Annotated in this window: 19 protein-coding genes and 1 pseudogene; 15 read left to right on the top strand and 5 right to left on the bottom strand. The window is 73.8% G+C overall.

The features are described from left to right. Nucleotides 1-145 precede the first annotated feature (145 nt). Together VSR01_RS05655 and VSR01_RS05650 are read left to right on the top strand one after the other, a co-directional pair. Nucleotides 146-970 carry an SseB family protein gene (locus tag VSR01_RS05655; protein WP_326448175.1) on the top strand — a complete coding sequence of 275 codons (825 nt, stop codon included), beginning with the start codon at nucleotides 146-148 and terminating at the stop codon, nucleotides 968-970. Between the two features lie 200 nt (nucleotides 971-1,170). Continuing rightward, the gene (locus VSR01_RS05650) at nucleotides 1,171-1,956 is read left to right on the top strand and encodes an MIP family channel protein (RefSeq protein ID WP_326448174.1); all 786 of its coding nucleotides are present in this window, start codon (nucleotides 1,171-1,173) and stop codon (nucleotides 1,954-1,956) included. A gap of 128 nt (nucleotides 1,957-2,084) precedes the next feature. On the opposite strand, the gene VSR01_RS05645 is transcribed toward VSR01_RS05650, so the two are convergent. Then, on the bottom strand, nucleotides 2,085-2,483 hold the full coding sequence (locus VSR01_RS05645; RefSeq protein ID WP_326448173.1) for a DUF1844 domain-containing protein: 399 nt from the start codon (nucleotides 2,481-2,483) through the stop codon (nucleotides 2,085-2,087). Nucleotides 2,484-2,836: 353 nt separating this feature from the next. On the opposite strand from VSR01_RS05645, the gene infC reads away from it, so the two are divergent. The 7 genes and pseudogenes from infC (at nucleotide 2,837) to pheT (ending at nucleotide 10,341) form a co-directional block, all read left to right on the top strand. Continuing rightward, nucleotides 2,837-3,463 (top strand): translation initiation factor IF-3, encoded by a 627-nt coding sequence (gene infC, locus VSR01_RS05640; protein ID WP_326453505.1) that lies wholly within the window; start codon nucleotides 2,837-2,839, stop codon nucleotides 3,461-3,463. Nucleotides 3,464-3,590: 127 nt separating this feature from the next. Beyond that, on the top strand, nucleotides 3,591-3,785 hold the full coding sequence (rpmI, locus tag VSR01_RS05635) for a 50S ribosomal protein L35 (protein ID WP_326448172.1): 195 nt from the start codon (nucleotides 3,591-3,593) through the stop codon (nucleotides 3,783-3,785). 83 nt (nucleotides 3,786-3,868) lie between these two features. After that, the gene (gene rplT / locus VSR01_RS05630) at nucleotides 3,869-4,252 is read left to right on the top strand and encodes a 50S ribosomal protein L20 (protein WP_326448171.1); all 384 of its coding nucleotides are present in this window, start codon (nucleotides 3,869-3,871) and stop codon (nucleotides 4,250-4,252) included. 210 nt (nucleotides 4,253-4,462) lie between these two features. Next, nucleotides 4,463-5,320: a TrmH family RNA methyltransferase gene (locus VSR01_RS05625; protein ID WP_326448170.1), complete on the top strand. Its 858-nt coding sequence runs from the start codon at nucleotides 4,463-4,465 to the stop codon at nucleotides 5,318-5,320. Nucleotides 5,321-5,360: 40 nt separating this feature from the next. Continuing rightward, nucleotides 5,361-6,515: a sensor histidine kinase gene (locus VSR01_RS05620; protein ID WP_326448169.1), complete on the top strand. Its 1,155-nt coding sequence runs from the start codon at nucleotides 5,361-5,363 to the stop codon at nucleotides 6,513-6,515. 183 nt (nucleotides 6,516-6,698) lie between these two features. Then, nucleotides 6,699-7,843: pseudogene (gene pheS / locus VSR01_RS05615) on the top strand (phenylalanine--tRNA ligase subunit alpha). Then, nucleotides 7,843-10,341 (top strand): phenylalanine--tRNA ligase subunit beta, encoded by a 2,499-nt coding sequence (pheT, locus tag VSR01_RS05610; protein ID WP_326448168.1) that lies wholly within the window; start codon nucleotides 7,843-7,845, stop codon nucleotides 10,339-10,341. Before pheS ends, pheT begins: the two are co-directional and overlap by 1 nt. A gap of 93 nt (nucleotides 10,342-10,434) precedes the next feature. Here the strand turns inward: pheT and VSR01_RS05605 are convergent, their stop codons facing one another. After that, nucleotides 10,435-11,109: a TetR/AcrR family transcriptional regulator gene (locus VSR01_RS05605; protein WP_326448167.1), complete on the bottom strand. Its 675-nt coding sequence runs from the start codon at nucleotides 11,107-11,109 to the stop codon at nucleotides 10,435-10,437. Between the two features lie 128 nt (nucleotides 11,110-11,237). On the opposite strand from VSR01_RS05605, the gene VSR01_RS05600 reads away from it, so the two are divergent. Together VSR01_RS05600 and VSR01_RS05595 are read left to right on the top strand one after the other, a co-directional pair. Next, entirely contained in the window at nucleotides 11,238-12,149 is a 912-nt protein-coding gene (locus VSR01_RS05600; RefSeq protein ID WP_326448166.1) for an ABC transporter permease, read from the top strand. A 193-nt stretch (nucleotides 12,150-12,342) separates the two neighbouring features. Beyond that, complete coding sequence (locus tag VSR01_RS05595; RefSeq protein WP_326453504.1) at nucleotides 12,343-13,086, top strand: ABC transporter ATP-binding protein; 744 nt, start codon at nucleotides 12,343-12,345, stop codon at nucleotides 13,084-13,086. A 107-nt stretch (nucleotides 13,087-13,193) separates the two neighbouring features. Here VSR01_RS05595 and VSR01_RS05590 read toward each other — a convergent pair whose 3' ends face one another. After that, a complete protein-coding gene (locus VSR01_RS05590) occupies nucleotides 13,194-14,051 on the bottom strand; it encodes a 3-hydroxybutyryl-CoA dehydrogenase (RefSeq protein ID WP_326448165.1) in 858 nt (285 codons plus the stop codon). 382 nt (nucleotides 14,052-14,433) lie between these two features. Here VSR01_RS05590 and VSR01_RS05585 point away from each other — a divergent pair, with 382 nt between their 5' ends. Next, nucleotides 14,434-15,768 (top strand): glycoside hydrolase family 10 protein, encoded by a 1,335-nt coding sequence (locus VSR01_RS05585; RefSeq protein WP_326448164.1) that lies wholly within the window; start codon nucleotides 14,434-14,436, stop codon nucleotides 15,766-15,768. Between the two features lie 177 nt (nucleotides 15,769-15,945). On the opposite strand, the gene VSR01_RS05580 is transcribed toward VSR01_RS05585, so the two are convergent. Continuing rightward, nucleotides 15,946-16,848 (bottom strand): LysR family transcriptional regulator, encoded by a 903-nt coding sequence (locus VSR01_RS05580; protein ID WP_326448163.1) that lies wholly within the window; start codon nucleotides 16,846-16,848, stop codon nucleotides 15,946-15,948. Nucleotides 16,849-16,962: 114 nt separating this feature from the next. On the opposite strand from VSR01_RS05580, the gene VSR01_RS05575 reads away from it, so the two are divergent. The 3 genes from VSR01_RS05575 (at nucleotide 16,963) to VSR01_RS05565 (ending at nucleotide 20,135) form a co-directional block, all read left to right on the top strand. Further along, nucleotides 16,963-18,282, top strand: coding sequence for an MFS transporter (locus VSR01_RS05575; RefSeq protein ID WP_326448162.1), 1,320 nt, complete (start codon nucleotides 16,963-16,965; stop codon nucleotides 18,280-18,282). Nucleotides 18,283-18,423: 141 nt separating this feature from the next. Next, on the top strand, nucleotides 18,424-18,912 hold the full coding sequence (locus tag VSR01_RS05570) for a hypothetical protein (RefSeq protein ID WP_326448161.1): 489 nt from the start codon (nucleotides 18,424-18,426) through the stop codon (nucleotides 18,910-18,912). Nucleotides 18,913-18,977: 65 nt separating this feature from the next. Then, the gene (locus VSR01_RS05565) at nucleotides 18,978-20,135 is read left to right on the top strand and encodes a methyltransferase (RefSeq protein WP_326448160.1); all 1,158 of its coding nucleotides are present in this window, start codon (nucleotides 18,978-18,980) and stop codon (nucleotides 20,133-20,135) included. A gap of 200 nt (nucleotides 20,136-20,335) precedes the next feature. On the opposite strand, the gene VSR01_RS05560 is transcribed toward VSR01_RS05565, so the two are convergent. Beyond that, a complete protein-coding gene (locus VSR01_RS05560; protein ID WP_326448159.1) occupies nucleotides 20,336-22,555 on the bottom strand; it encodes an NADP-dependent isocitrate dehydrogenase in 2,220 nt (739 codons plus the stop codon). Nucleotides 22,556-22,717: the final 162 nt, after the last annotated feature.

Genomic DNA, 22,717 nt, shown 5'->3' with positions numbered 1-22,717 from the left:
ACAGAAAGTCTACACAGTGTCGATTTTTATCGTCGTAACGTCGATTTTGTGGTCGCCCCCCTCGGCGGGTGCGCGCCTCGCGCGCCTCGCGCGGCCCGCCGGGCCGGCCGGGGCGGCGCGGCGGGGCGCCGGATAGGGTTCCGGGGTGGCGCTGAAGAACATCCCGGACCCCGGCTACTCCGACGACGACGGCTCCGCCGACCCCGCGCTCGCCGCGGCCCTCGCGCGGTACGCCCGGGCGCGCGCCGCCGAGACCGGCGCCGGGTCCGGTGTCGGCGCGGCGGCCGGAAGTGCGACCGAGACCGCGACCGCGACGGAGACGGCCGCCGCGGAGGTCGCCGCCGCGCTCACGGGGGCCCGGCTGCTCGTCCCGGTCGTCGCGGTGCTCGGCGAGGCCGAGACCGGCGCCGACGGGCTGCGCCGGGAGAAGTCCAGCGACATGGCCGTCCCGGTGATCGAGGCGCCGGACGGCCGCCGCGCGCTGCCGGCCTTCACCTCCAGCGCGGCGCTCGCCCGCTGGCGCGCCGACGCCCGCCCGGTCGCCGTGCCCTTGCACCAGGCGCTCCAGGCCGTCGCGCACGAGCGGGCCGACACGCTGCTGATCGACCTCGCGGGACCGGTCCCGTACGAACTGACCGGCGCGGACCTGCGTGCCGCCGCTCGGGGCGGCGCCGGGCGCGACCCGCTCGCCGACCCCGCCGTGCGCGAGGCCGTCGCCGTCGCGCTGCGCACCGCGCTGGCCGCGCAGCCCGGCGTGGTGCGCGCCCACCTCGGGCCCGCGCGGCCCGGCAACGACGGCACGCTCGCCCTGGTGCTCGCTGACGACGCGGACCCGGCGGCCACCGGCCAGGCGGTGGCCCGCGCGCTCGCCGCCGACGAGACGCTGCGCGCCGTCCTCGTCCAGGGCCTGGACCTCGCCCTCCTCCCGGCCGCCGCCGTGCTCCCGGGCGCCCCGCTCTTCACCCGCTGACGCGTCCCGGACCCGCCCGCCGGCGTCCGGGGGAACCAGCGCCGCCGCGCCCCCTCGCCCTCTGGCCGTCCCCTCACCCCGCGTACGAGCCCCTCTGCGCCCGCCTGACGGCTTTTCGTCCGTATATCAGCCGAGATGTGCGGTTCATCCGCAAGGCCCACAATGACCAGTGCAAGGAAACGATCATCGTGGAGGTCCGGATGGACATGCGCACGATCACCGACAACCGGACGGCCGACGACCAGCGGGCGTTCGTCTGCGAGTTCCTGGGCACCCTGCTGCTGGTCTTCTTCGCCGTCGGCGCGGCCGTGGTCTCCGGCCAGTACATCGGCTCGCTCGGCATCGCCTTCGGCTTCGGCCTGGTGCTGCTGGCGATCGCGTACGCCATCGGGCCCATCTCCGGCAGCCATGTCAACCCCGCGGTGACGATGGGCATGCTGCTCGCCCGCCGGATCACCCTGCGCACCGCCGTCGAGTACTGGATCGCGCAGATCCTCGGCGGCATCGTCGGCGCGGCGCTGCTGCTGCTCGTGGCCAAGCAGGTGCCGGGCCTGAAGACGCACGGCGCGTTCGGCACCAACGGCTACGGCTACCGCTCGGCGGTCGGCATCAGTATCTTCGGCGCCTTCGTGGCCGAGATGATCCTGACCTTCCTGCTGGTCTTCGTGGTGCTCGCGGTCACCCACCGGATCGCCGTGGTCGGCTTCGACGGGCTGCCCATCGGCATGGCCCTGGTGGTGATCCACCTGGTCGGCATCCCGCTCACCGGCACCGGTGTGAACCCGGCGCGCAGCCTGGGCCCGGCGCTCTTCGCCGGCAGCCCCGCGCTGACCCAGCTGTGGCTGTTCCTCGTCGCCCCGCTGGTCGGCGGCGCGCTCGCGGCGCTGGTGCACCAGACGACCCACCCCGCGCTGGCCGCGGCCAGGGCCGCCCGCGCGGCCGCCGCCGAGGCCGAGACCGCCGCCCGCGCGGAGGGCGACGCCTGACGGTCCGGACGGCGGCGCGCGACGGCGTCCGGCGGCTCTTGTTCGTGCGCGGTGCGCCGCGCACCGGCCGGCCCTGCCCGTGCGGACCGGCCCCGCCTCCGCGTGGACCGGCCTATGCATGGACCGGCCTACGCGTAGACCGGCCCGGTGAACTTCTCGCCCGGACCCTGGCCCGGCTCGTCCGGCACCACCGACGCCTCGCGGAAGGCCAGCTGCAGCGACTTCAGGCCGTCCCGCAGCGGCGCCGCGTGGAAGGAGCTGATCTCGGTGGCGCTCGCGGTGACCAGTCCGGCCAGCGCCTGGATGAGCTTGCGCGCCTCGTCGAGGTCCTTGTGCTGCTCGCCCTCCTCGGCCAGGCCGAGGTTCACCGCCGCCGCGCTCATCAGGTGCACGGCCACGGTGGTGATCACCTCGACCGCGGGCACGTCCGCGATGTCACGGGTGATGTCGTCGTAGCCGGGTGCGGCACCGGCGCCGCCGTCCTGGCGGGAGGCGGGGCCGGAGGCGGGGGCGGGAGTCTCGCTCATGCGACACACGATATGCCCCGTCCGGCCGATTACGGCCTCGGGGCCCGCGCTGGTATGCTGGGTGAACGACCGGCCGGACACCCGCGTGCCCGGCCTGCAAGTGGAGGCTCCGATCTCCCACCTTATCGGCCACGCGGCCGATGGGTCCCGGTCAGACGGCAGGCGTCGGCACCCCCGGCGCGGCGCCGTCCGATGCGCCCCGCGGAATATCGCGGCGGTGCTCCCGGTTGTGAGGAGCCCCGTCTGTATCCGCATGGGGCGTTTTGTGCGTTCCGGGTGCGGAGTCGGAGGAAGACCAAGAATCGAGCGCGGCTGTCGGCCAGTCAGTCGCGTGGTGCAACCGAGGAGGCCCCATCAGCGCCGAGCCCCGCATCAACGACCGGATTCGCGTTCCCGAGGTGCGACTTGTCGGTCCCAGCGGCGAGCAGGTCGGCATCGTGCCGCTTGCCAAGGCCCTGGAGCTTGCGCAGGAGTACGACCTCGACCTGGTCGAGGTCGCGGCGAACGCCCGTCCGCCCGTGTGCAAGCTCATGGACTACGGGAAGTTCAAGTACGAGTCGGCCATGAAGGCCCGTGAGGCGCGCAAGAACCAGGCGCACACGGTCATCAAGGAGATGAAGCTCCGGCCGAAGATCGACCCGCACGACTACGACACCAAGAAGGGTCACGTCGTCCGGTTCCTCAAGCAGGGCGACAAGGTCAAGATCACGATCATGTTCCGCGGACGTGAGCAGTCCCGGCCGGAGCTCGGCTACCGGCTGCTGCAGCGGCTCGCGGAGGACGTCCAGGAGCTCGGCTTCATCGAGTCGAACCCCAAGCAGGACGGCCGGAACATGATCATGGTCCTCGGTCCGCACAAGAAGAAGACCGAGGCGATGGCCGAGGCCCGCGAGGCCCAGGCCGCCCGCAAGGCCGGCCGGCAGGGTGACGCGCAGGCCGACGTGGAGGCGGACGCGGAGGCACCGGCCGACGCCGGCTGACCCTCAGCACCGAAGACGCAGCACCGCGGGCCCGCACCCGGGCCCGCCCCGAACCGAACGCAGCACTGACGCTCCCCGTGCGCCCACCGGCGCCCGGGAGGGCCAGCGACGAGGAGACCACGGCGCCATGCCGAAGAACAAGACGCACAGCGGTACCAGCAAGCGCTTCAAGATCACCGGCTCCGGCAAGGTGCTGCGTGAGCGCGCCGGTGTCCGCCACTACCTGGAGCACAAGCCGTCCAGCAAGACGCGTTCCCTGAGCGGCACCGTCCAGGTCGCCCCGGCCGACGCCAAGAAGATCAAGAAGCTTCTCGGCAAGTGACCTGCGCGCCCCCGACCGGGGCGGGACCCATTCGCTTTCGGGCCGCGTGAACATCCCCGCGGTCCCTTAGAAGGAGTTATCACGTGGCACGCGTCAAGCGGGCAGTCAACGCCCAGAAGAAGCGCCGGGCGGTCCTGGAGCAGGCCAGCGGCTACCGCGGTCAGCGTTCGCGCCTGTACCGCAAGGCCAAGGAGCAGGTCACCCACTCCCTGGTCTACAACTACAACGACCGCAAGAAGCGCAAGGGCGACTTCCGGCAGCTGTGGATCCAGCGGATCAACGCCGCCGCCCGCGCCAACGGCATCACCTACAACCGCTTCATCCAGGGTCTGAAGGCCGCCAACGTCGAGGTGGACCGCAAGATCCTGGCCGAGCTGGCGGTCAACGACGCGAACGCCTTCGCGGCGCTCGTCGAGGTGGCCCAGAAGGCGCTGCCGTCCGACGTGAACGCCCCCAAGGCGGCCTGACCCCGCCGTCACGCGCTGCGTTCGACACCCGGGCCCGCGGTGGGACTGCCCACCGCGGGCCCGCGCACGCGCGGGACCCGTCCGGGAGACGCCCGCGGGACGGCGGGCACGCCCGGCAGCCGTCGACGAACGGTCGCGGAACCGCCGACGAAGCGTTGAGGAACCGCCGAGGCGCCGTCGAGGCACCGTCGAGGAAGAAGGATGAAGGCGATGGCCACCCCCGAGCTGACGTCGCTGCGCTCGGCGCGCGTGACCGCCGCGCACCGGCTGGCCCGGCGCAGCTTCCGCGGCAAGGAGCGACGCTTCCTGGTCGAGGGCCCGCAGGCGGTACGGGAGGCCGTCGCGCACCCCGGCGGCCCGGCCGGCCGCACCCTGATCGAGCTGTACGCCACGCCCGAGGCGACCGAGCGGCACGCCGACATCGTGGGGGCGGCCCGCGCCGCCGGCGTCCCCGTGCTGACCGCCACCCCCGAGGTGGTCGCGGAGATCTGCGACACCGTCACCCCGCAGGGCCTGGCCGGCGTCTGCCGCTTCCTCGACACCCCCTTCGACCAGGTGCTCGCCGCCCGGCCCCGGCTGGTCGCGGTGCTCGCCCACGTCCGCGACCCCGGCAACGCCGGCACCGTGCTGCGCTGCGCGGACGCGGCCGGCGCGGACGCGGTGGTGCTCACCGACGCCTCGGTCGACCCGTACAACCCCAAGGCCGTCCGCGCCTCGGCGGGCAGCCTCTTCCACCTGCCGGTCGCGGTCGGCGTCACGGCCGCCGACGCGGTCGCGGGGCTGCGCGCCGCGGGCGTGCGGGTGCTGGCCGCGGACGGCGCGGGCGACCGCGACCTGGACGCCGAACTCGACGCCGGCGCGATGGGCGGCCCCACCGCCTGGGTCTTCGGCAACGAGGCGTGGGGCCTGCCCGAGGAGACCAGGGCGCTGGCCGACGCGGTGGTCCGCGTCCCCCTGCACGGACGCGCCGAGAGCCTCAACCTCGCCACCGCCGCCGCGGTGTGCCTGTACGCCTCCGCGCGCGCCCAGCGCGCCCCCGCAGGGTGCCGCGCGCCGCGCTCCAGCTAGTAGGGTGGCGGCCCGGGGGCCCTGAGAGGGGGTGGCGGCCATGGACCTCATGCCGCAGAACGGCACGCGCGGCACGCGTACGGTTCCGCCCGCGCGCCCGGCCCTCGCGCCCCGGGACCCCGGCGGCGACTCCGCCGGACTCGGCATCGACCCCGACGACCTGCCCGACGGCCTGGTCGTCGCCGACGAGCACGGCCGGGTGATCTGCTTCAACGCCGCCGCCGCGCGCATCACCGCCGTCCCCGCCGCCGAGGCGCTCGGCGCCCCGCTGGAACGGGCCCTGCCGCTGGAGGACCTGGAGGGCCGCCGCTGGTGGCAGCTCACCGACCCCTACGCCGGCCTCGCCGTGCGCACCGGCCAGCCCGAGCGCAACCTGCTGCTGCCCGGCGGCCGGGAGGTGCTGGTCGCGGCCCGCTACGTCCGCGAGCGGCCCGGCGGCCCGGTGCGCCGGCTGGTGGTGACGCTGCGCGGCACCGAGGCCCGGCGCCGCACCGAGCGCAGCCACGCCGAGCTGATCGCCACCGTCGCGCACGAACTGCGCTCCCCGCTCACCTCGGTCAAGGGCTTCACCGCGACGCTGCTGGCCAAGTGGGAACGCTTCACCGAGGACCAGAAGAAGCTGATGCTGGAGACCGTCGACGCCGACGCCAACCGGGTGACCCGGCTGATCGCCGAACTGCTCGACATCTCCCGGATCGACTCCGGCCGGCTGGAGGTGCGCCGCCAGCCGGTCGACATGGCCGCCGCCGTGCAGCGGCACGTCGACGGCCACGTGGCGGCCAGGCCGGCGTCCCGGTTCCGGGTCCAGGTCGCGCACCCGCTGCCGGCGCTGTGGGCCGATCCCGACAAGGTCGACCAGATCCTCGGCAACCTGCTGGAAAACGCCGTGCGGCACGGCGAGGGAACTGTCACCATCGAGGTGGCCCCCGCCCCGGCCGCGGGCGGCGACCGTACGACGGAGGGCACGGCAGTCACCGTGAGCGACGAAGGCCCCGGCATCCCCGAGGAGTCGATCGGCCGCGTCTTCACCCGCTTCTGGCGGGGCAGCAAGCGCGGCGGCACCGGGCTGGGCCTGTACATCGTCAAGGGCATCGTCGAAGCCCACGGCGGGACCATCACCGTCGGCCGCGCGCCCGGCGGCGGCGCCGAGTTCCGATTTATCCTGCCCGTCGGGGCCCCCGCGTTCATGGCCTGAGGCGGCCACCGCCGCCCGGTCCGCGGTCCGGCCGCCCGGCGGGCGCACACAGTCGGTCCCCATGGCGCAAGTAGACTCGTGCCCCGGCATGTGCGTGGCATGTGTCCGGCCGGGCAGAGCCTCCACCCCCGGCCACGCCGCCGGGAGGCGCCCCGCAGCAGCACCCAATCGGAACGGGAAGAGATGTCGGCACCGAACAAGTCGTACGACCCTGTGGAGGTCGAGGCGTTGCAGCCGGAACGGATCGAGCGGATGCGCGACGACGCGCTCGCCGCGATCGCGGCCGCCGCCGACCTGGACGCGCTCGCCCACGCGAAGACCGCGCACACCGGCGGCGGCTCGCCGCTGGCGCTGGCCAACCGCGAGATCGGCGCGCTCCCCCGCAGGCCAAGGCCGAGGCGGGCAAGCGGGTCGGCCAGGCCCGCGGCGCCGTCAACCAGGCCCTCGCCGCCCGCCAGGCCGAGCTGGAGGCCGAGCGCGACGCCCGGGTGCTGGTCGAGGAGGCCGTGGACGTCACGCTGCCCTACGACCGTCGGCCGGCCGGCGCCCGGCACCCGCTGACCACGCTGTCCGAGCGCATCGAGGACATCTTCGTCGGCATGGGCTACGAGGTCGCCGAGGGGCCCGAGGTCGAGGCCGAGTGGTTCAACTTCGACGCGCTCAACATCTCCCGTGACAACCCGGTCCGCAGCGAGCAGGACACCTTCTTCGTACGGCCCGGCGACGGCGCCGACGGCACGGACCCCTCCGCCGCCGAGGACAGCGGGCTGGTGCTGCGCACCCACACCTCCGGCGTGCAGATCCGCTCGCTGCTCGAACGCGAGCTGCCGGTCTACGTGATCGCGCCCGGCCGCGTCTACCGCTCCGACGAGCTGGACGCCACCCACACCCCGGTCTTCATGCAGGTCGAGCTGCTCGCCGTGGACGAGGGCCTGACCATGGCGGACCTGAAGGGCACGCTGGACCACATGGTGGTCTCGCTGTTCGGCGAGGGCATGCAGACCCGGCTGCGCCCCAACCACTTCCCTTTCACCGAGCCGTCCGCCGAGATGGACATGCTCTGCTACGTCTGCCGCGGCGACTCCGTCGGCAACCCCGACCGCCCCTGCCGCACCTGCTCCTCCGAGGGCTGGATCGAACTGGGCGGCTGCGGCATGGTCAACCCCAAGGTGCTGGTCGCCTGCGGCGTGGACCCCCAGAAGTACAGCGGCTTCGCGTTCGGCTTCGGCATCGAGCGGATGCTGATGTTCCGGCACAACGTCGAGGACATGCGAGACATCGTCGAGGGTGACGTGCGGTTCACCCTTCCGTTCGGGATGGAGATCTGATGCGGGTCCCGCTTTCTTGGCTGCGGGAGTACGTCGACCTGCCCGCCGGCACCACCGGCCGCGACGTCCAGGCCAAGCTCATTTCCGCCGGCCTGGAGGTCGAGACCGTCGAGCAGCTCGGCACCGGCCTCAAGGGCCCGCTGGTCGTCGGCGAGGTCCTGACCATCGAAGAGCTGGAGGGCTTCAAGAAGCCGATCCGCTTCTGCACCGTCGACGTCGGCGACGCCAACGGGACCGGCGAACCGCAGGAGATCGTCTGCGGCGCCCGCAACTTCGCGGTCGGCGACAAGGTCGTGGTGATCCTGCCCGGCGGCGTGCTGCCCGGCGACTTCCAGATCTCCGCGCGCAAGACCTACGGCAGGGTCTCGCACGGCATGATCTGCTCGGCCCGCGAACTGGGCATGGGCGACGATCATGAAGGCATCGTCGTGCTGCCGCCGGAGCACGAGGCCGGCACCGACGCCATCGGCCTGCTCGAACTCGTCGACGAGGTGCTCGACATCGCGGTCACGCCCGACCGCGGCTACTGCCTGTCGCTGCGCGGCGTCGCCCGCGAGACCGCCATCGCCTACGGTCTGCCGCTCAGCGACCCGGCGCTGATCGACGTGCCGGGGCCCAACGCCGGCGGCTACCCGGTGCGGATCGCCGACCCGATCGGCTGCGACCGCTTCACCGCGCGCACCGTCACCGGCGTCAACCCCGAGGCCCGCTCGCCGATCTGGCTCCAGCGCCGGCTGCAGAAGGTCGGCATGCGCCCGATCTCGCTGGCCGTGGACATCACCAACTTCGTGATGTTCGAGATCGGCCAGCCGCTGCACGCCTACGACCGCTCCCGACTCAACGGGCCGATCGGGGTCCGTCGCGCCGAGCCCGGCGAGAAGCTCACCACACTCGACGGCGCCGAGCGGGTGCTCGACGGCGAGGACCTGGTCATCACCGACGAGTCCGGGCCGATCGGCCTGGCCGGCGTGATGGGCGGCGCCCACACCGAGATCGCCGAGCAGGGCGCCGACTCCGGCACCACCGAGATCGTCATCGAGGCCGCGCACTTCGCGCCGGTCGCCATCGCCCGCGCGGCGCGCCGCCACAAGCTGGCCTCCGAGGCGTCCCGCAGGTTCGAGCGCGGCACCGACCCGCAGGCCACCTCCGCCGCCGCCCAGCGCGCCGTCGACCTGCTGGTGCTGCTGGCCGGCGGCACCGCGGAGCCCGGCGTCACCGAGGCCGTCTCACCGTCCGCCCCGCACACCATCGCGATGCCCGCCGACCACCCGGACCGCGTCGCCGGCACCGCGTACGGCCGCGAGACCGTGGTGCGCCGGCTCCAGGAGATCGGCTGCGACGTCTACGGCTCCGACGAGCTGATCGTCACCGTGCCCAGCTGGCGGCCCGACCTGGCGGCGCCCAACGACCTCGCCGAGGAGGTCATCCGGCTGGAGGGCTACGAGAACCTGCCCTCCACGCTGCCCAAGCCGCCGTCGCAGCGCGGCCTGACCGGGTCGCAGCGGCTGCGCCGCCGGATCGGCCGCGCGCTGGCCAGCGCCGGCTATGTCGAGGCCCCCAGCTACCCCTTCCTGGGCGCCGAGGTCTTCGACCAGCTCGGCTACGAGCCGGACGACCCGCGCCGGCGCACCGTCGTGCTCGCCAACCCGCTGGACGACACCGAGCCCGCCCTGCGCACCACGCTGCTGCCCGGACTGCTCGCGGCGCTGCGCCGCAACGACGGGCGCGGCACCCACGACCTGGCGCTCTTCGAGACCGGCCTGGTCTTCCACCCGGTCGACGGCCAGAGCACGCCGCCCCGGCTGCCGGTCGACCGCCGGCCGACCGACGAGGAGATCGCCGCGCTCAAGGCCGCGCTGCCCGACCAGCCCCGGCACGTCGGCGTGGTGCTGGCCGGCGCCCGCGAACGGGCCGGCTGGTGGGGCCCGGGCCACCGGGTGAGCTGGGCGGACGCGGTCGAGGCGGCGCGGACCGTCGCCGCGGAGGCGGGCGTGTCGCTGACCGTCCGCCAGGGCCGCCAGGCGCCCTTCCACCCCGGGCGCTGCGCCGAACTCGTCGCGGGCGACGGCGAGGTCGTCGGCCACGCCGGCGAGCTGCACCCGCGGGTGACCAAGGCGCTGGGCGTGCCCGAGCGGACCTGCGCGATGGAGGTCGACCTGGACCGGCTGGAGGCGATCGGCGGCGCCCGGGCGACCGGGCCGCGCGTGTCGACGTTCCCGGTCGCCACGCAGGACGTCGCGCTCGTCGTGGACGCCGCGGTCCCGGCCGCGGAGGTCGAGCGCGCGCTGCGCGACGGCGCGGGCGACCTCCTGGAGTCGCTGCGGCTGTTCGACATCTTCACCGGCGAGCAGATCGGCGAGGGGCGCAAGTCGCTCGCCTACGCGCTGCGGTTCCGCGCGGCCGACCGCACCCTCACCGCGGAGGAAGCCTCGGCCGCGCGCGACGCGGCGGTGGCGGCAGCCGCCGCTCGCACCGGAGCGGCCCTGCGCGGCGCCTGAGCCCCGAGGTTTCACCTCACCGTCGGCGGCTCTCCGTCCCCGCCCGGGACGGAGAGCCGCCGACGGCGCTTGGGGGAGGACCACCGAGTCCCGTCAGGCCGTGCGGAGGGCGGCGGCCACGGATGACGCGAGGGCGTCGAGTTCCGCGTCGGTGGGCGCGCCGCCCATGACCGCCACGGTCCAGTAGAGCGGCCCGGCGAGCAGGCCGAACGCCAGGTCCGCGTCCACATCGCGCGGGAGCTCACCGCGCTCCGCCGCCTGCGCCAGCACGACCTCCACGACGCCGCCCCGCGCCCCCCGCAACGCTCCGCGCAGCGCCTGCGCCAGCTCCGGACCGCGCGCCGCCTCCGCGAGGAGATCCGGCAGGATCTGCGCCACCGCCGGATGTGCCAGCGCCCGCGCCGCCACCCCCAGAACCGCCCGCACGTCCCCCCGCAGCGACCCCGTGTCCGGCGCCGGCAGCCCCTGCCCGGCCACCGCGGACACCACGTCGAGCACCAGCGGCAGCTTGGACCGCCACCGCCGGTAGACCGCCGCCTTGCCGACGCCCGCGCGCCGCGCGATCCCCTCCATCGACATCCGGCCGTAGCCGACCGCGGCCAGCTCCGCGAAGACGGCCGCCCGGATCGCCTCGGTGACCTCCGTGCGCAGCACCGCCGCCCCCGCGGGCTGCCGCCGGGCGGCAGCGGCATCGGACGCGGAAGCGTACCCGGAATCAGTCCCGGGCGCGGGCGCGGGCCCCGGCGGGGGAGTGGGCTCGGTGCTCATGGCGGACGATCCTATCCCGCCGATACGCCCACGTCACGACGGAACGGTTGCGTTCCGGCGTCGCCCCGGACTACGCTGACCGCCGCACCACGACGATACGGTTCCGTTCCGACGCAAGCGAGGTCCGTATGCTCCTCACCCCGGCGCGCCCCGCGGCGCCCGTGCCGGACCGCGCCGCGACCGGCCCCGCCGCGCTGGCCGCCGCCCACGGGCTCACGGTCAGCGGTGCGCGCCCCGGCCCCGGCGCGTACGCCCGCCAGCTGTGGGCCCGCCGCCACTTCATCACCGCGCTCGCCTCCGCCCGCCAGGCCGCCCTGTACTCCGGCGCCCGGCTCGGCCAGCTGTGGCAGGTGCTGACGCCGCTGCTCAACGCCGCCGTGTACTTCCTGGTCTTCGGCCTGCTGCTGGGCACGGGGCGCGGCGTGCCGGACTACGTCCCGTTCCTGTGCACCGGCGTCTTCGTCTTCACCTTCACCCAGTCCGCGGCGCTGTCCGGGGCCCGCTCGCTCACCGACAACATCGGCCTGGTGCGCGCCCTGCACTTCCCGCGCGCCGCCCTGCCGCTGGCCGCGACGCTGACCCAGCTGCGCCAGCTGCTGCTCTCCCTGGGCGTGCTGGCCCTCGTGGTGGCCGGCGTCGGCGTGCCGGTCACCACGCGCTGGCTGCTGGCGGTGCCGGCCCTGGTCCTGCAGTCGGTCTTCAACGCCGGGCTCGCCCTGGCGCTGGCCCGCCTCGGCGCCCGCACCACCGACTTCGTCCAGGTGCTGCCGTTCCTGCTGCGCACCTGGGGCTACGTCTCCGGCGTCTTCTACGACCTGAGCCGGTTCTCCGCGGGCGCCCCGCACCCGCTGCGGCTGCTGCTGGAGGCGAACCCGGCGCTGATCTATGTGAGCCTGATGAGGTACGCGCTCATCGACACGGTGACCCGGGCGCAGCTCCCGCCGCACGTGTGGCCGCTCGCACTGGTCTGGGCGAGTGCGGCCGCCGGCGCCGGGTACGCGTTCTTCTGGTCGTCCGAGGAGGAGTACGGACGTGGCTGATCAGACCGCCGAGAAGGCTCTCGGCACAACCGAGGCGAAGCCCGGCGACATCGCCGGCGGGAAGACCGACGGGAGGGCCGCCGGGCAGGCCGGCGCGGACCCCGCCAACGCGACCGCGCTGCGGGACGGGCCGACGGCCGAGGCCGACCCGCCCGCCCCCGGCGAGCCCGAGGGCGGCGCCGGCGGCTCCCGCGTGCCCACCGTCATCGTCGACGGGCTCCACGTCGTCTACCGCATCTACGGCGCCGACGCGGGCCACGGCAACGCCACCGCCGCGCTGCGCCGCCTGCTGCTGCGGCAGGGCTCGCCGAACGTCCAGACCGTGCACGCCGTCAAGGGCGTCACCTTCACGGCGTACCGCGGTGAGGCGATCGGCATCATCGGCTCCAACGGCTCCGGCAAGACGACGCTGCTCAAGGCGGTCGCCGGGCTGCTCCCCGCCGAGCGCGGCAAGGTCTACACCGATGGTCAGCCGTCGTTGTTGGGTGTGAACGCGGCGTTGATGAATGATCTGACCGGTGGGACGAATGTGATCCTGGGTGGTCTGGCGATGGGGATGTCGCAGGAGGAGGTGCGGCGTCGGTATCAGGGGATCGTGGATTTCTCGGGGATCAACGAGAAGGGTGATTTCATCTCGTTGCCGATGCGGACGTACTCCTCGGGTATGGCGGCGCGGTTGAGGTTCTCGATCGCGGCGGCGAAGAATCATGATGTGCTGATGATCGACGAGGCGCTGGCGACGGGTGACCGGGCGTTCCAGAAGCGGTCGGAGGCGCGGATCAGGGAGTTGCGCAAGGAGGCCGGCACGGTCTTCCTGGTCAGCCACAACAACAAGTCGATCCGGGACACATGCGACCGGGTGCTGTGGCTGGAGAAGGGCGAGCTGGTGATGGACGGCCCGACCGAGGAGGTCGTCAGCGCCTACGAGAAGGCGTGACGCCGCGCGGGCGTACCGCGCCGGCGAGCGCCCCGTGCGGCGCCCGGCCCGCGCCCGCACGGGGCGCCTGCGGCACGCCCGCCGGGGTCCGCGGACCGGGCCGCCGATCAGTACGAGTAGAAGCCCGCGCCCGTCTTGCGGCCGAGGCGGCCCGCGTCGACCATCCGCTGCAGGATCGGCGGCGCGGCGTACAGGGGTTCCTTGTACTCGGCGTACATCGAGTCCGCGATGGCCGCGACCGTGTCCAGACCGATCAGGTCGGACAGCTTCAGCGGGCCCATCGGGTGGGCGCAGCCCATCTCCATGCCGTTGTCGATGTCCTCGCGGGTGGCGATCCCCGACTCGTACATCCGGATCGCGGACAGCAGGTACGGCACCAGCAGCGCGTTCACCACGAAGCCCGAGCGGTCCTGGGCGCGGATGGCGTGCTTGCCGAGCACCTCGCCGACCAGGTGCTCCGCGCGCTTGACGGTGTCCGCCGAGGTGGTGAGCGCCGGGATCAGCTCGACCAGGGCCTGGACCGGCGCCGGGTTGAAGAAGTGGATGCCCAGCACGTGGTCCGGGCGCGAGGTGGCCACCGCGAGCCTGACCAGCGGGATCGAGGAGGTGTTGGACGCCAGGATCGCGTCGCGGCGCGTCACCACCTGGTCGAGCACCCGGAAGATGTCCGTCTTGACCTGCTCGTTCTCCACCACGGCCTCGATCACCAGGTCCCGGTCGGCGAACTCGCCGAGATCGGTGGTGAAGCTCAGCCGGCCCAGCGCGGCGTCCCGCTCCTCCTCGGTGATCTTGCCGCGCTCGGCCGCCCGGCCGAGGGAGTTGGCCAGCCGGGCCCGGCCCAGCTCCAGCGCGTCGCCGGTGGTCTCGGCGACCCTGACGTCGAGCCCGGCCTTCGCGCATACCTCGGCGATGCCGGAACCCATCTGCCCCGCGCCGACCACTCCGACGCGCTGGATGTCACTCACTCGTCAGCCCCTCGCTCGCTGCCCTCCCCCCAGAGCCGTCGCCTGGGAGGCGTCCCCCGCCGCCCGTCGCCGAGCGGTCACCGGACCCGTACCGGTGCGTGCCAGGGGTACTCCGCAGACGTTACCCCCGGGTCCGCGAGCGCTCCGCCGCGGGACCGGGCCGGGCCCCCCGGGGGTGCTTCCGCGGCGGGCCGCGGGGGCTTCCGGGGCGGGACCTGCGGGCTTCCGCGGCGCGGACCCGCGGGCGTGCGGGGCTGGGCCGCGGCGCGCGGCGTGGCGGCGTCGGAAGCGCGCCGCCAGTGGCGTAGACCGGTCGGCGGTTGCCGCCAGGGGCGGATGGGCCCATCATCGGCGGATCGTGACGGACGATCAGGAGGCAGAGATGGAACGGCTCACCCGCAGGAGCTTCACCGCCGCGGCGGCGGGCGCGCTGGGCTCGACCGTACTGGGCTCGACCGTGCCGGCCGGCTCGGCGTCGGCCGCGGAGGCCGGCGCGCGGCCCGGGGGCGCGGACGCCGCGGGCCCGGCGCCCGGCGCGAGCCCGGCCGGGACCGCCGCCGGACCCCGGGGCCACGGTCGCGGCGGGCCGCACCGGGAACTGCGCGGGATGTGGATCGCCACCGTGGCCAACACCGACTGGCCGTCCGCACCGGGCCTGAGCCCGGCCGAGCAGCGCCAGGAGCTGTGCGACCTGCTCGACCTCGCCGTCGAGCGCCGGCTCAACGCCGTGATGTTCCAGGTCCGGCCGACCGCCGACGCGTTCTGGCCGTCGCCGTACGAGCCGTGGTCGCGCTACCTCACCGGCGTCCAGGGCCGGGACGCCGGCTGGGACCCGCTGGGCGCCGCCGTGCACGAGGCGCACCGGCGCGGCCTGGAGCTGCACGCGTGGTTCAACCCCTACCGCGTGTCGATGACCGCCGACCCGGCGGACCTCGTCGCCACCCATCCGGCGCGGCTGCACCCGGAGTGGGTGCTGCCGTACGGCGGCAAGCTGTACTACAACCCGGGGCTGCCCGAAGTGCGCAGGTTCGTCGAGGACGCCATGCTCGACGCGGTGCGCCGCTACCCGATCGACGCGGTGCACTGGGACGACTACTTCTACCCGTACCCGGTGGCCGGCCAGACCTTCGCCGACGACGACGCGTACGCCCGCTACGGCGCCGGCTTCCCCGACCGCGACGCCTGGCGGCGGAACAACTGCGACCTGCTGGTGCGCGAGACCGCGGAGCGGATTCGGCGGATCAGGCCGTCGGCGCGGTTCGGCATCAGCCCGTTCGGCGTCTGGCGCAACGCCGCGAGCGACCCCCTCGGCTCGGCCACCCAGGCCGGCGTGCAGACCTACGACGACCTGCACGCGGACACCCGCGGCTGGGTGATGAAGGGCTGGCTGGACTACATCTGCCCCCAGGTCTACTGGAACATCGGCTTCGCGGCGGCCGACTACGGCGTGCTGGTGCCGTGGTGGTCCGACGTCGTGCGCGGCACCCGGGCGCGGCTGTACGTCGGCGAGGCCCTGTACAAGGTCGGCGCCGCGGGGCAGCCCGCGGCCTGGCAGGACCCGAGCGAACTTCTGCGCCACCTCGACCTGTGCGCCGAGCACCCCGAGGTCCGCGGGAACGTCTACTTCTCCGCGAAGGAGGTCGCCGCGGACCCGCTGGGCGCCATGACCCTCGTCCAGGACCGCTACGCGCAGCGGGGCGGGCAGTGGGCCCGCTAGGCATGCGATGACGAGGACCGTGCAGCGCCGCAGTACCAGCGGGTTGGCTTGACGCAGCGACGGGTTGACCGCTCGTTCTCCGGCGAGAGGAAACGTCATGGCTGACGACGTCGCTCTCGACGCTGCGGTCCTCGACGCTGCGGCGGAGGCCACGGACGAGCGGCTTTCGGGCGCGGGCTACGTGCCGGTGCCGGCGGGTGCGCCGCGGGTGGTGATCATCTCGATCATGGCGCGCGCCGCCGCGCTGGGGCGGCGGGTCTGCGACATGGCGAGACCCAGCGGCCAGTTCAGGTCCGCGCCGGTGACGGCGAGGCGGCGCAGGTCCTTGCGGCGGCGGATGACGAAGCGGGGGAGCAGCGCCACGCCGAGGCCGTTGCGGACGTACGCCGCGCCGGCGGCGATGTCGGTGATCTCGACGGAGACCTGGCGGTGGAGGCCCGCCGAGGCGAACGCGCGGTCGGTGACGGCGCGGTTGCCGTAGCCCACCGGGAAGTCGACGAACATCTCGCCCGCGATGTCCGCCAGCGCGACCTCCTCGCGGTCCGCGAGCCGATGATCGGCCGGCACCACCAGGTCGAGCGGGGCCGAGGCCAGCTCCCGCACCCGGATGCCGGCCGGCGCCTGGGACGGCAACGACACGAAGGCGAGGTCGAGCGAGCCGTCGGCCAGCGCGGCCACCAGGCCCTCGGAGCCGGACGGAGCCGCGCGCAGCATGATCATCACGCCGGGGTGGCGGCGGTGGTACGCGCCGAGCAGCGCGGGCACGTCGACCAGAGCGACGGAGATCAGCGTGCCGATGCGCAGCGTTCCCCGCAGGCCGCCCTCGACCTCCCCGACCGCGTCCCGGGCGTCCCGCACGGCGTCGAGCGCGGCCCGCGCCTTGGGCAGCAGGGCGCGGCCGGCGTCGGTCAGCTCCACGCGCTTGGAGTCGCGTTCGAGCAGCTGCGCCCCCAGGTCGCGCTCCAGCGCCTTGATGACCGCCGAGACCCCCGACTGCACGACGTGCAGCCGCTCCGCGGCCCGGGTGAAGTTCCGCTCCTCGGCGACGGCGACGAAGTACTCGAGATGTCTCAGCTCCACCCCTCGATCATCTCATCTGGTGCTGGTCACGAGCATGAATGGTCGTTGGACATGATGGTTGCGTCGCAGCAGGCTCGAAGGAGTTCGTGAAGGCGGACCATCGAGGAGCGAATGATGAGCATGGACGGCATCGGCGTCACGGACATCGGCGCGGCGGCCCGCGGCGGGACCGGACCGGCCGGGGACATCGGGGCGTCCGCGCGGCCCCGGCACGGCATCGGCTTCTGGCTCGTCGCGGCCGGCTTCCTGACCGCGATGGCGTTCTCCACCGTGCCGACCCCGCTCTACCCGCTCTACCAGCACCGCGACGGCTTCTCGACGTTCACGGTCACCATCGTGTTCGCCGTCTACGCGGTCGGCGTGGTCGCCAGCCTGCTGCTGGTCGGGCACATCTCCGACCGGGTCGGCCGCAAGCGCGTCATGGTCCCGGCGCTGGCCCTGGAGGTCGTGGCGGCCGTGCTGTTCCTCGTGTGGCCGGCGCTGCCCGGGCTGATCGTCGCGCGGCTGATCACCGGCCTCGGCGTCGGGATGATCACCGCGACCGCGACCGCGCACCTGCACGAACTCCACACGGTGAGCCGGCCGCACGCCGGCCGCGGCAGGTTCGAGGTCGTCTCCACCGCCGCCAACATCGGCGGGCTCGGCGTGGGCACGCTCATCTCCGGCTTCCTCGCCCAGTTCTTCGGCGCGCCGATCCGTACGCCCTACGTGGTCTTCGCCGTCCTGCTGCTGCTCGGCGTCGTCGCCGTCGCGGTGACCCCGGAGACCGTGGACGTGGCGGAGCGGCCGGAGGGGCCGGGCTGGCGTCCGCAGCGGATCAGCGCCGACCACGGCGACCGTGCGGGATACGTGGCGGCGGCGGTCAGCGGATTCGCCGCCTTCGCGATCTTCGGGCTGTTCACGTCGCTCGCGCCGGGGTTCGTCGCGGGCACGCTGGGGCACCCGAGCCGGCTGCTGGCCGGCGCCATCGTGTTCGCGGTGTTCGGCACCGCGGCCGTGGCCCAGTCCGCCACCAACCGCGTCGGCCAGGGGCGCAGGATCGCCGCCGGGCTGGTCGGCGAGGCGGCCGGACTGGTCGTGCTGGCCGTCGGCATGGAGGCGGCGGACCTGGCCGGCTTCCTCGTCGGCGGCGCGCTGGCCGGCGCGGGCGCGGGCGTGCTCTTCAAGTCCGCGATCGGCGCCGTCACCGCCATGGCCGCGCCGGCCACCCGGGGCGAGGCCCTCGCCGGCCTCTTCCTGATCTCCTACCTCGGCCTGGTCGTCCCGGCCATCGGCCTGGGCATCGCCACGCAGTACACCACCGCGACCACGGCCATGCTCTGGTTCAGCGGCATCCTCCTCGCCGTCCTCGCCGGGGCCGGAGCGCTCAGCGCGTCGGCACGGCGGCGCTCGGCGGCCGGGGCGGTCCCCGCGAGGCGCCCGTCGCGCACGTGAGACACGTGATCAGCGGTCGTCTCATATGAATTCGGGGTGCTGAATCATTTCTCTTCCGCGGCCGCAATTGAGGGCGGTGACCGCGGGGGATATCGGAGGCAGACCGCCCGTTCGGGGGCGCTACCGGGGGTAGGTGCCGAAATGACCGGAGAATGCGACGCGGGGCAGGGATCGGTGAAGGTCGAGGAAGGGGTTTCCGCGCGGTGCGTCGGGAGTTCGGAGGAGGGCTGCGGGGGAGCCACGCTCAGCCGGGTCGAACTCTTCACCTTGACCGGCGACGAGGACAACAAGGACCACGACACCGGAATCTACGTCACGGTGAAGACCGGTGACGAGCAGTCCCTGCTGGCCTCGGTCAGCAATGCGGACAGTTCCGGCAAGGACATGACCACGTACAACGACGACTCCCACCACATCGTGCCCCTGGTCGTCGAGGCGCCCGGTGCGCTCAAGTCCGACTGCAGGGGCTTCAAGGTTTGGATGTGGATCAAGACCAACGGCAATGACAACTGGTCCGTCGACGACGCCCGGGTGACGCTGTACTTCAGTGACGGCACGACCCTGGTCGCCGAGCAGCTCGGCTTCAGTCTCGACGGGGACGGGGCCGCCACCGAGTTCGCCTCGGTCTAGGGCGGCCGGCGCGACTGCCCCGCGTCCTGCGGCCACCTGGGCCGCAGGACGTAGGGTGTGGGGCGATGGAGATCATGGACACGCCGTGGGGCGAGGTCGGGCTCGACCGGTATCCCGCGGACCAGCGGGAGCAGTTGCGGGCGTGGGACGCGGCGGACGCGTACGCGCTGGCGCACCTGGCCGAGGCCGGCGCGGACCTCGGCGGGCGGGTGGCGGTCGTCGGCGACCGCTGGGGCGCGCTGACCACGGCGCTGGCCGCGGCGGCCCCCGCCGGCCAGGAGCTGACGCAGATCTCGGACTCCTACCTCGGCCAGCAGGCCACCCGCGGCAATCTGCGGCGCAACGCGCCGGACGCGGCGGTGCGGCTGCTGTCCACCCGCGACGAGCCGCCGCACGCCGTCGACGTGCTGCTGATCCGGGTGCCCAAGAGCCTGGCCCTGCTGGAGGACCAGCTGCACCGGATCGCGCCCGCGCTCGGCCGGGACACGCTGGTGCTGGGCGCCGGCATGGTCAGCGAGATCCACACCTCGACGCTGCGGCTGTTCGAACGCGTCCTCGGCCCCACCCGCACCTCGCTCGCGGTCCGCAAGGCGCGGCTGATCCACTGCACGCCCGCCCCGGGCCGCACCCGCGGCCGCAATCCCTGGCCGCTGCGGTACGCGCTGCCCGACGGCATCGGCGTGATGTCCGGGCGCACGGTCACCAACCACGCGGGCGTCTTCTGCGCCGACCGCCTCGACATCGGCACCCGCTTCCTGCTCGCGCACCTGCCGCGGCGCAGCGGCCCGGACCGGGTGGTCGACCTGGGCTGCGGCAACGGCGTCGTCGGCACGGCCGCGGCGCTGGCCAACCCGCGCTCGACGGTGCTGTTCGTGGACGAGTCGCACCAGGCGGTGGCCTCCGCGCGGGCCACCTTCGAGGAGAACGCCGGGCCGGGCGCCGCCGCCGAGTTCCTGGTCGGCGACGCGCTGGCCGACGCGCCGCCGGCCAGCGCGGACCTGGTGCTGAACAACCCGCCGTTCCACAGCCACCGGGCGACCAGCGACGCGGTCGCGCGGCGGATGTTCGGCACCGCACGCGCGGCGCTGCGGCCCGGCGGCGAGCTGTGGGTGGTCGGCAACCGGCACCTGGGCTACCACGTGCGGCTGCGCCGGCTGTTCGGCGCCTGCGAACTCGTCGCGTCCGACCCGAAGTTCGTGCTGCTGCGCGCGGTCAGGGACTGAGGGCCGCGCCGTTCGGGCGCCCGCCCGCGGACGATCGCGCCCGCCCGCGGACGATCGCGGTCGGCCTTCGCGGCGGGCGGTCGCCACCGTAGGCACGGACCGCCCCGGGCGACGGGAGGTCGGCCGGGGCGGTCGCGGGTGCCGCGCGGACCGGCCGCGGGTGTGCGGCCGGCGCGCGCGGCGGATTGCGCGGACGGTGGTCAGCGCAGGCTTGCCAGCGCCTGGTTGAAGGTGGCGGACGGGCGCATCACGGCCGCGGCCTTGGCCGGGTCGGGCTGGTAGTAGCCGCCGAGGTCGGCGGGCGAGCCCTGGACCGCGATCAGCTCGTCGACGATGGTCTGCTCGGCGTCGGCGAGGGTCTTGGCCAGGCCCGAGAACGCCGCGGCCAGCTCCGCGTCGTCGCTCTGCCGGGCCAGCTCCTGGGCCCAGTACAGCGCCAGGTAGAAGTGGCTGCCGCGGTTGTCGATGCCGCCCAGGCGGCGGCTCGGCGACTTGTCCTCGTTGAGGAAGGTGCCGGTGGCCCGGTCGAGGGTGTCGGCCAGCACCTGCGCGCGGGCGTTGCCGGTGGTCTGCGCGAGGTGCTCGAAGCTGACCGCGAGCGCCAGGAACTCGCCCAGGCTGTCCCAGCGCAGGTAGTTCTCCTTGACCAGCTGCTGCACGTGCTTGGGCGCGGAGCCGCCAGCGCCGGTCTCGAACAGGCCGCCGCCGTTCATCAGCGGCACCACCGACAGCATCTTGGCGCTGGTGCCCAGCTCCAGAATCGGGAACAGGTCGGTGAGGTAGTCGCGCAGCACGTTGCCGGTGACCGAGATGGTGTTCTCGCCGCGGCGGATGCGCTCCAGGGAGAGCTTGGTCGCCTCGACGGGGGAGAGGATCTCGATCCTCAGGCCCTCGGTGTCGTGCTCGGGGAGGTACTGCCGGACCTTGGCGATCAGCTGGGCGTCGTGCGCGCGGGTCTCGTCCAGCCAGAAGACCGCCGGGTCGCCGGTGGCGCGGGCGCGGGTGACGGCGAGCTTGACCCAGTCCTGGATCGGCGCGTCCTTGGTTTGGCACATCCGGAAGATGTCGCCGGCGCCGACCGCCTGCTCCAGCACGGTGGCGCCGTCCTGGTCGACCACGCGGACGGTGCCGGTGGCCGGGATCTCGAAGGTCTTGTCGTGGCTGCCGTACTCCTCGGCCTTCTGCGCCATGAGGCCGACGTTGGGGACCGAGCCCATGGTGGCCGGGTCGAAGGCGCCGTGCGCGCGGCAGTCGTCGATGACGGCCTGGTACACGCCGGCGTAGCTGCTGTCCGGGAGCACCGCGAGGGTGTCGGCCTCCTTGCCGTCCGGTCCCCACATGTGGCCGGAGGTGCGGATCATGGCCGGCATGGACGCGTCCACGATGACGTCGCTGGGCACGTGCAGGTTGGTGATGCCGCGGTCGGAGTCGACCATGGCGATCGCCGGGCCCTCGGCCAGCTCGGCGTCGAAGGACGCCTTGATCGCCGGGCCCTCGGGCAGCGCCTGGACGCCGGCCAGGATGCCGCCCAGGCCGTCGTTCGGGGTCAGTCCGGCGTCGGCGAAGACCTGGCCGTACTCGGCGAAGGTCTTGGGGAAGAACGCGCGCACGGCGTGGCCGAAGATGATCGGGTCGGAGACCTTCATCATGGTGGCCTTCAGGTGCACCGAGAACAGCACGCCCTCGGCCTTGGCACGGGCCACCTGGGCGGTCAGGAACTCGCGCAGCGCGGCCACCCGCATCACCGAGGCGTCGACGACCTCGCCGGCCAGCACCGGCACCGACTCGCGCAGCACGGTGGTGCTGCCGTCGTCGCCGGCCAGCTCGATGCGCAGCGAGCCCTCCTTGCCGATCACCACGGACTTCTCGGTGCTGCGGAAGTCGTCCACGCCCATGGTGGCGACGTTCGTGCGGGAGTCGGCCGTCCAGGCGCCCATGCGGTGCGGGTGCGCCTTGGCGTAGTTCTTCACCGCGGCGGCGGCGCGGCGGTCGGAGTTGCCCTCGCGCAGCACCGGGTTGACCGCGCTGCCCTTGACCTTGTCGTAGCGGGCGCGGACCTCGCGCTCCTCGTCGGTCTTCGGCTCGTCCGGGTAGTCCGGCAGCGCGTAGCCCTGCTGCTGGAGCTCCGCGACGGCCGCCTTGAGCTGCGGGATGGACGCGGAGATGTTCGGCAGCTTGATGATGTTCGCCTCGGGCCGCTGGGCCAGCTCGCCCAGCTCCGCCAGCGCGTCGTCGATCCGCTGCTCCTCCTGGAGGTACTCGGGGAAGCTCGCGATGATCCGCCCGGCCAGCGAGATGTCGCGGCTCTCCACGCCGACCCCGGCCGTCGAGGCGTAGGCCTCGATCACGGGCAAGAACGAGTACGTGGCCAGGGCCGGGGCCTCGTCGGTGTGCGTATAGATGATGGTCGAGTCAGCCACCGGTTACTCCGCTCCAGTCTCCAACATTGCTTGACATCAAGATATCCCGTCGCGCGCCGGGAAGGGGTGGCGGGGTGTGGCGATCCGGCCGCGGGGTACCCGACCGGCGCGTGCGGGGGGGCGTGCGGGGGGCGTGCGGGGGTTCGGCGGGCGGGCGGGCCG

Origin of the sequence: Actinacidiphila sp. DG2A-62 (assembly GCF_035825295.1) — a bacterium.
Taxonomy (GTDB): domain Bacteria; phylum Actinomycetota; class Actinomycetes; order Streptomycetales; family Streptomycetaceae; genus Actinacidiphila.
Note: the sequence above shows the minus strand (reverse complement) of the source record. Positions and strands in the feature narration are given on the sequence as shown.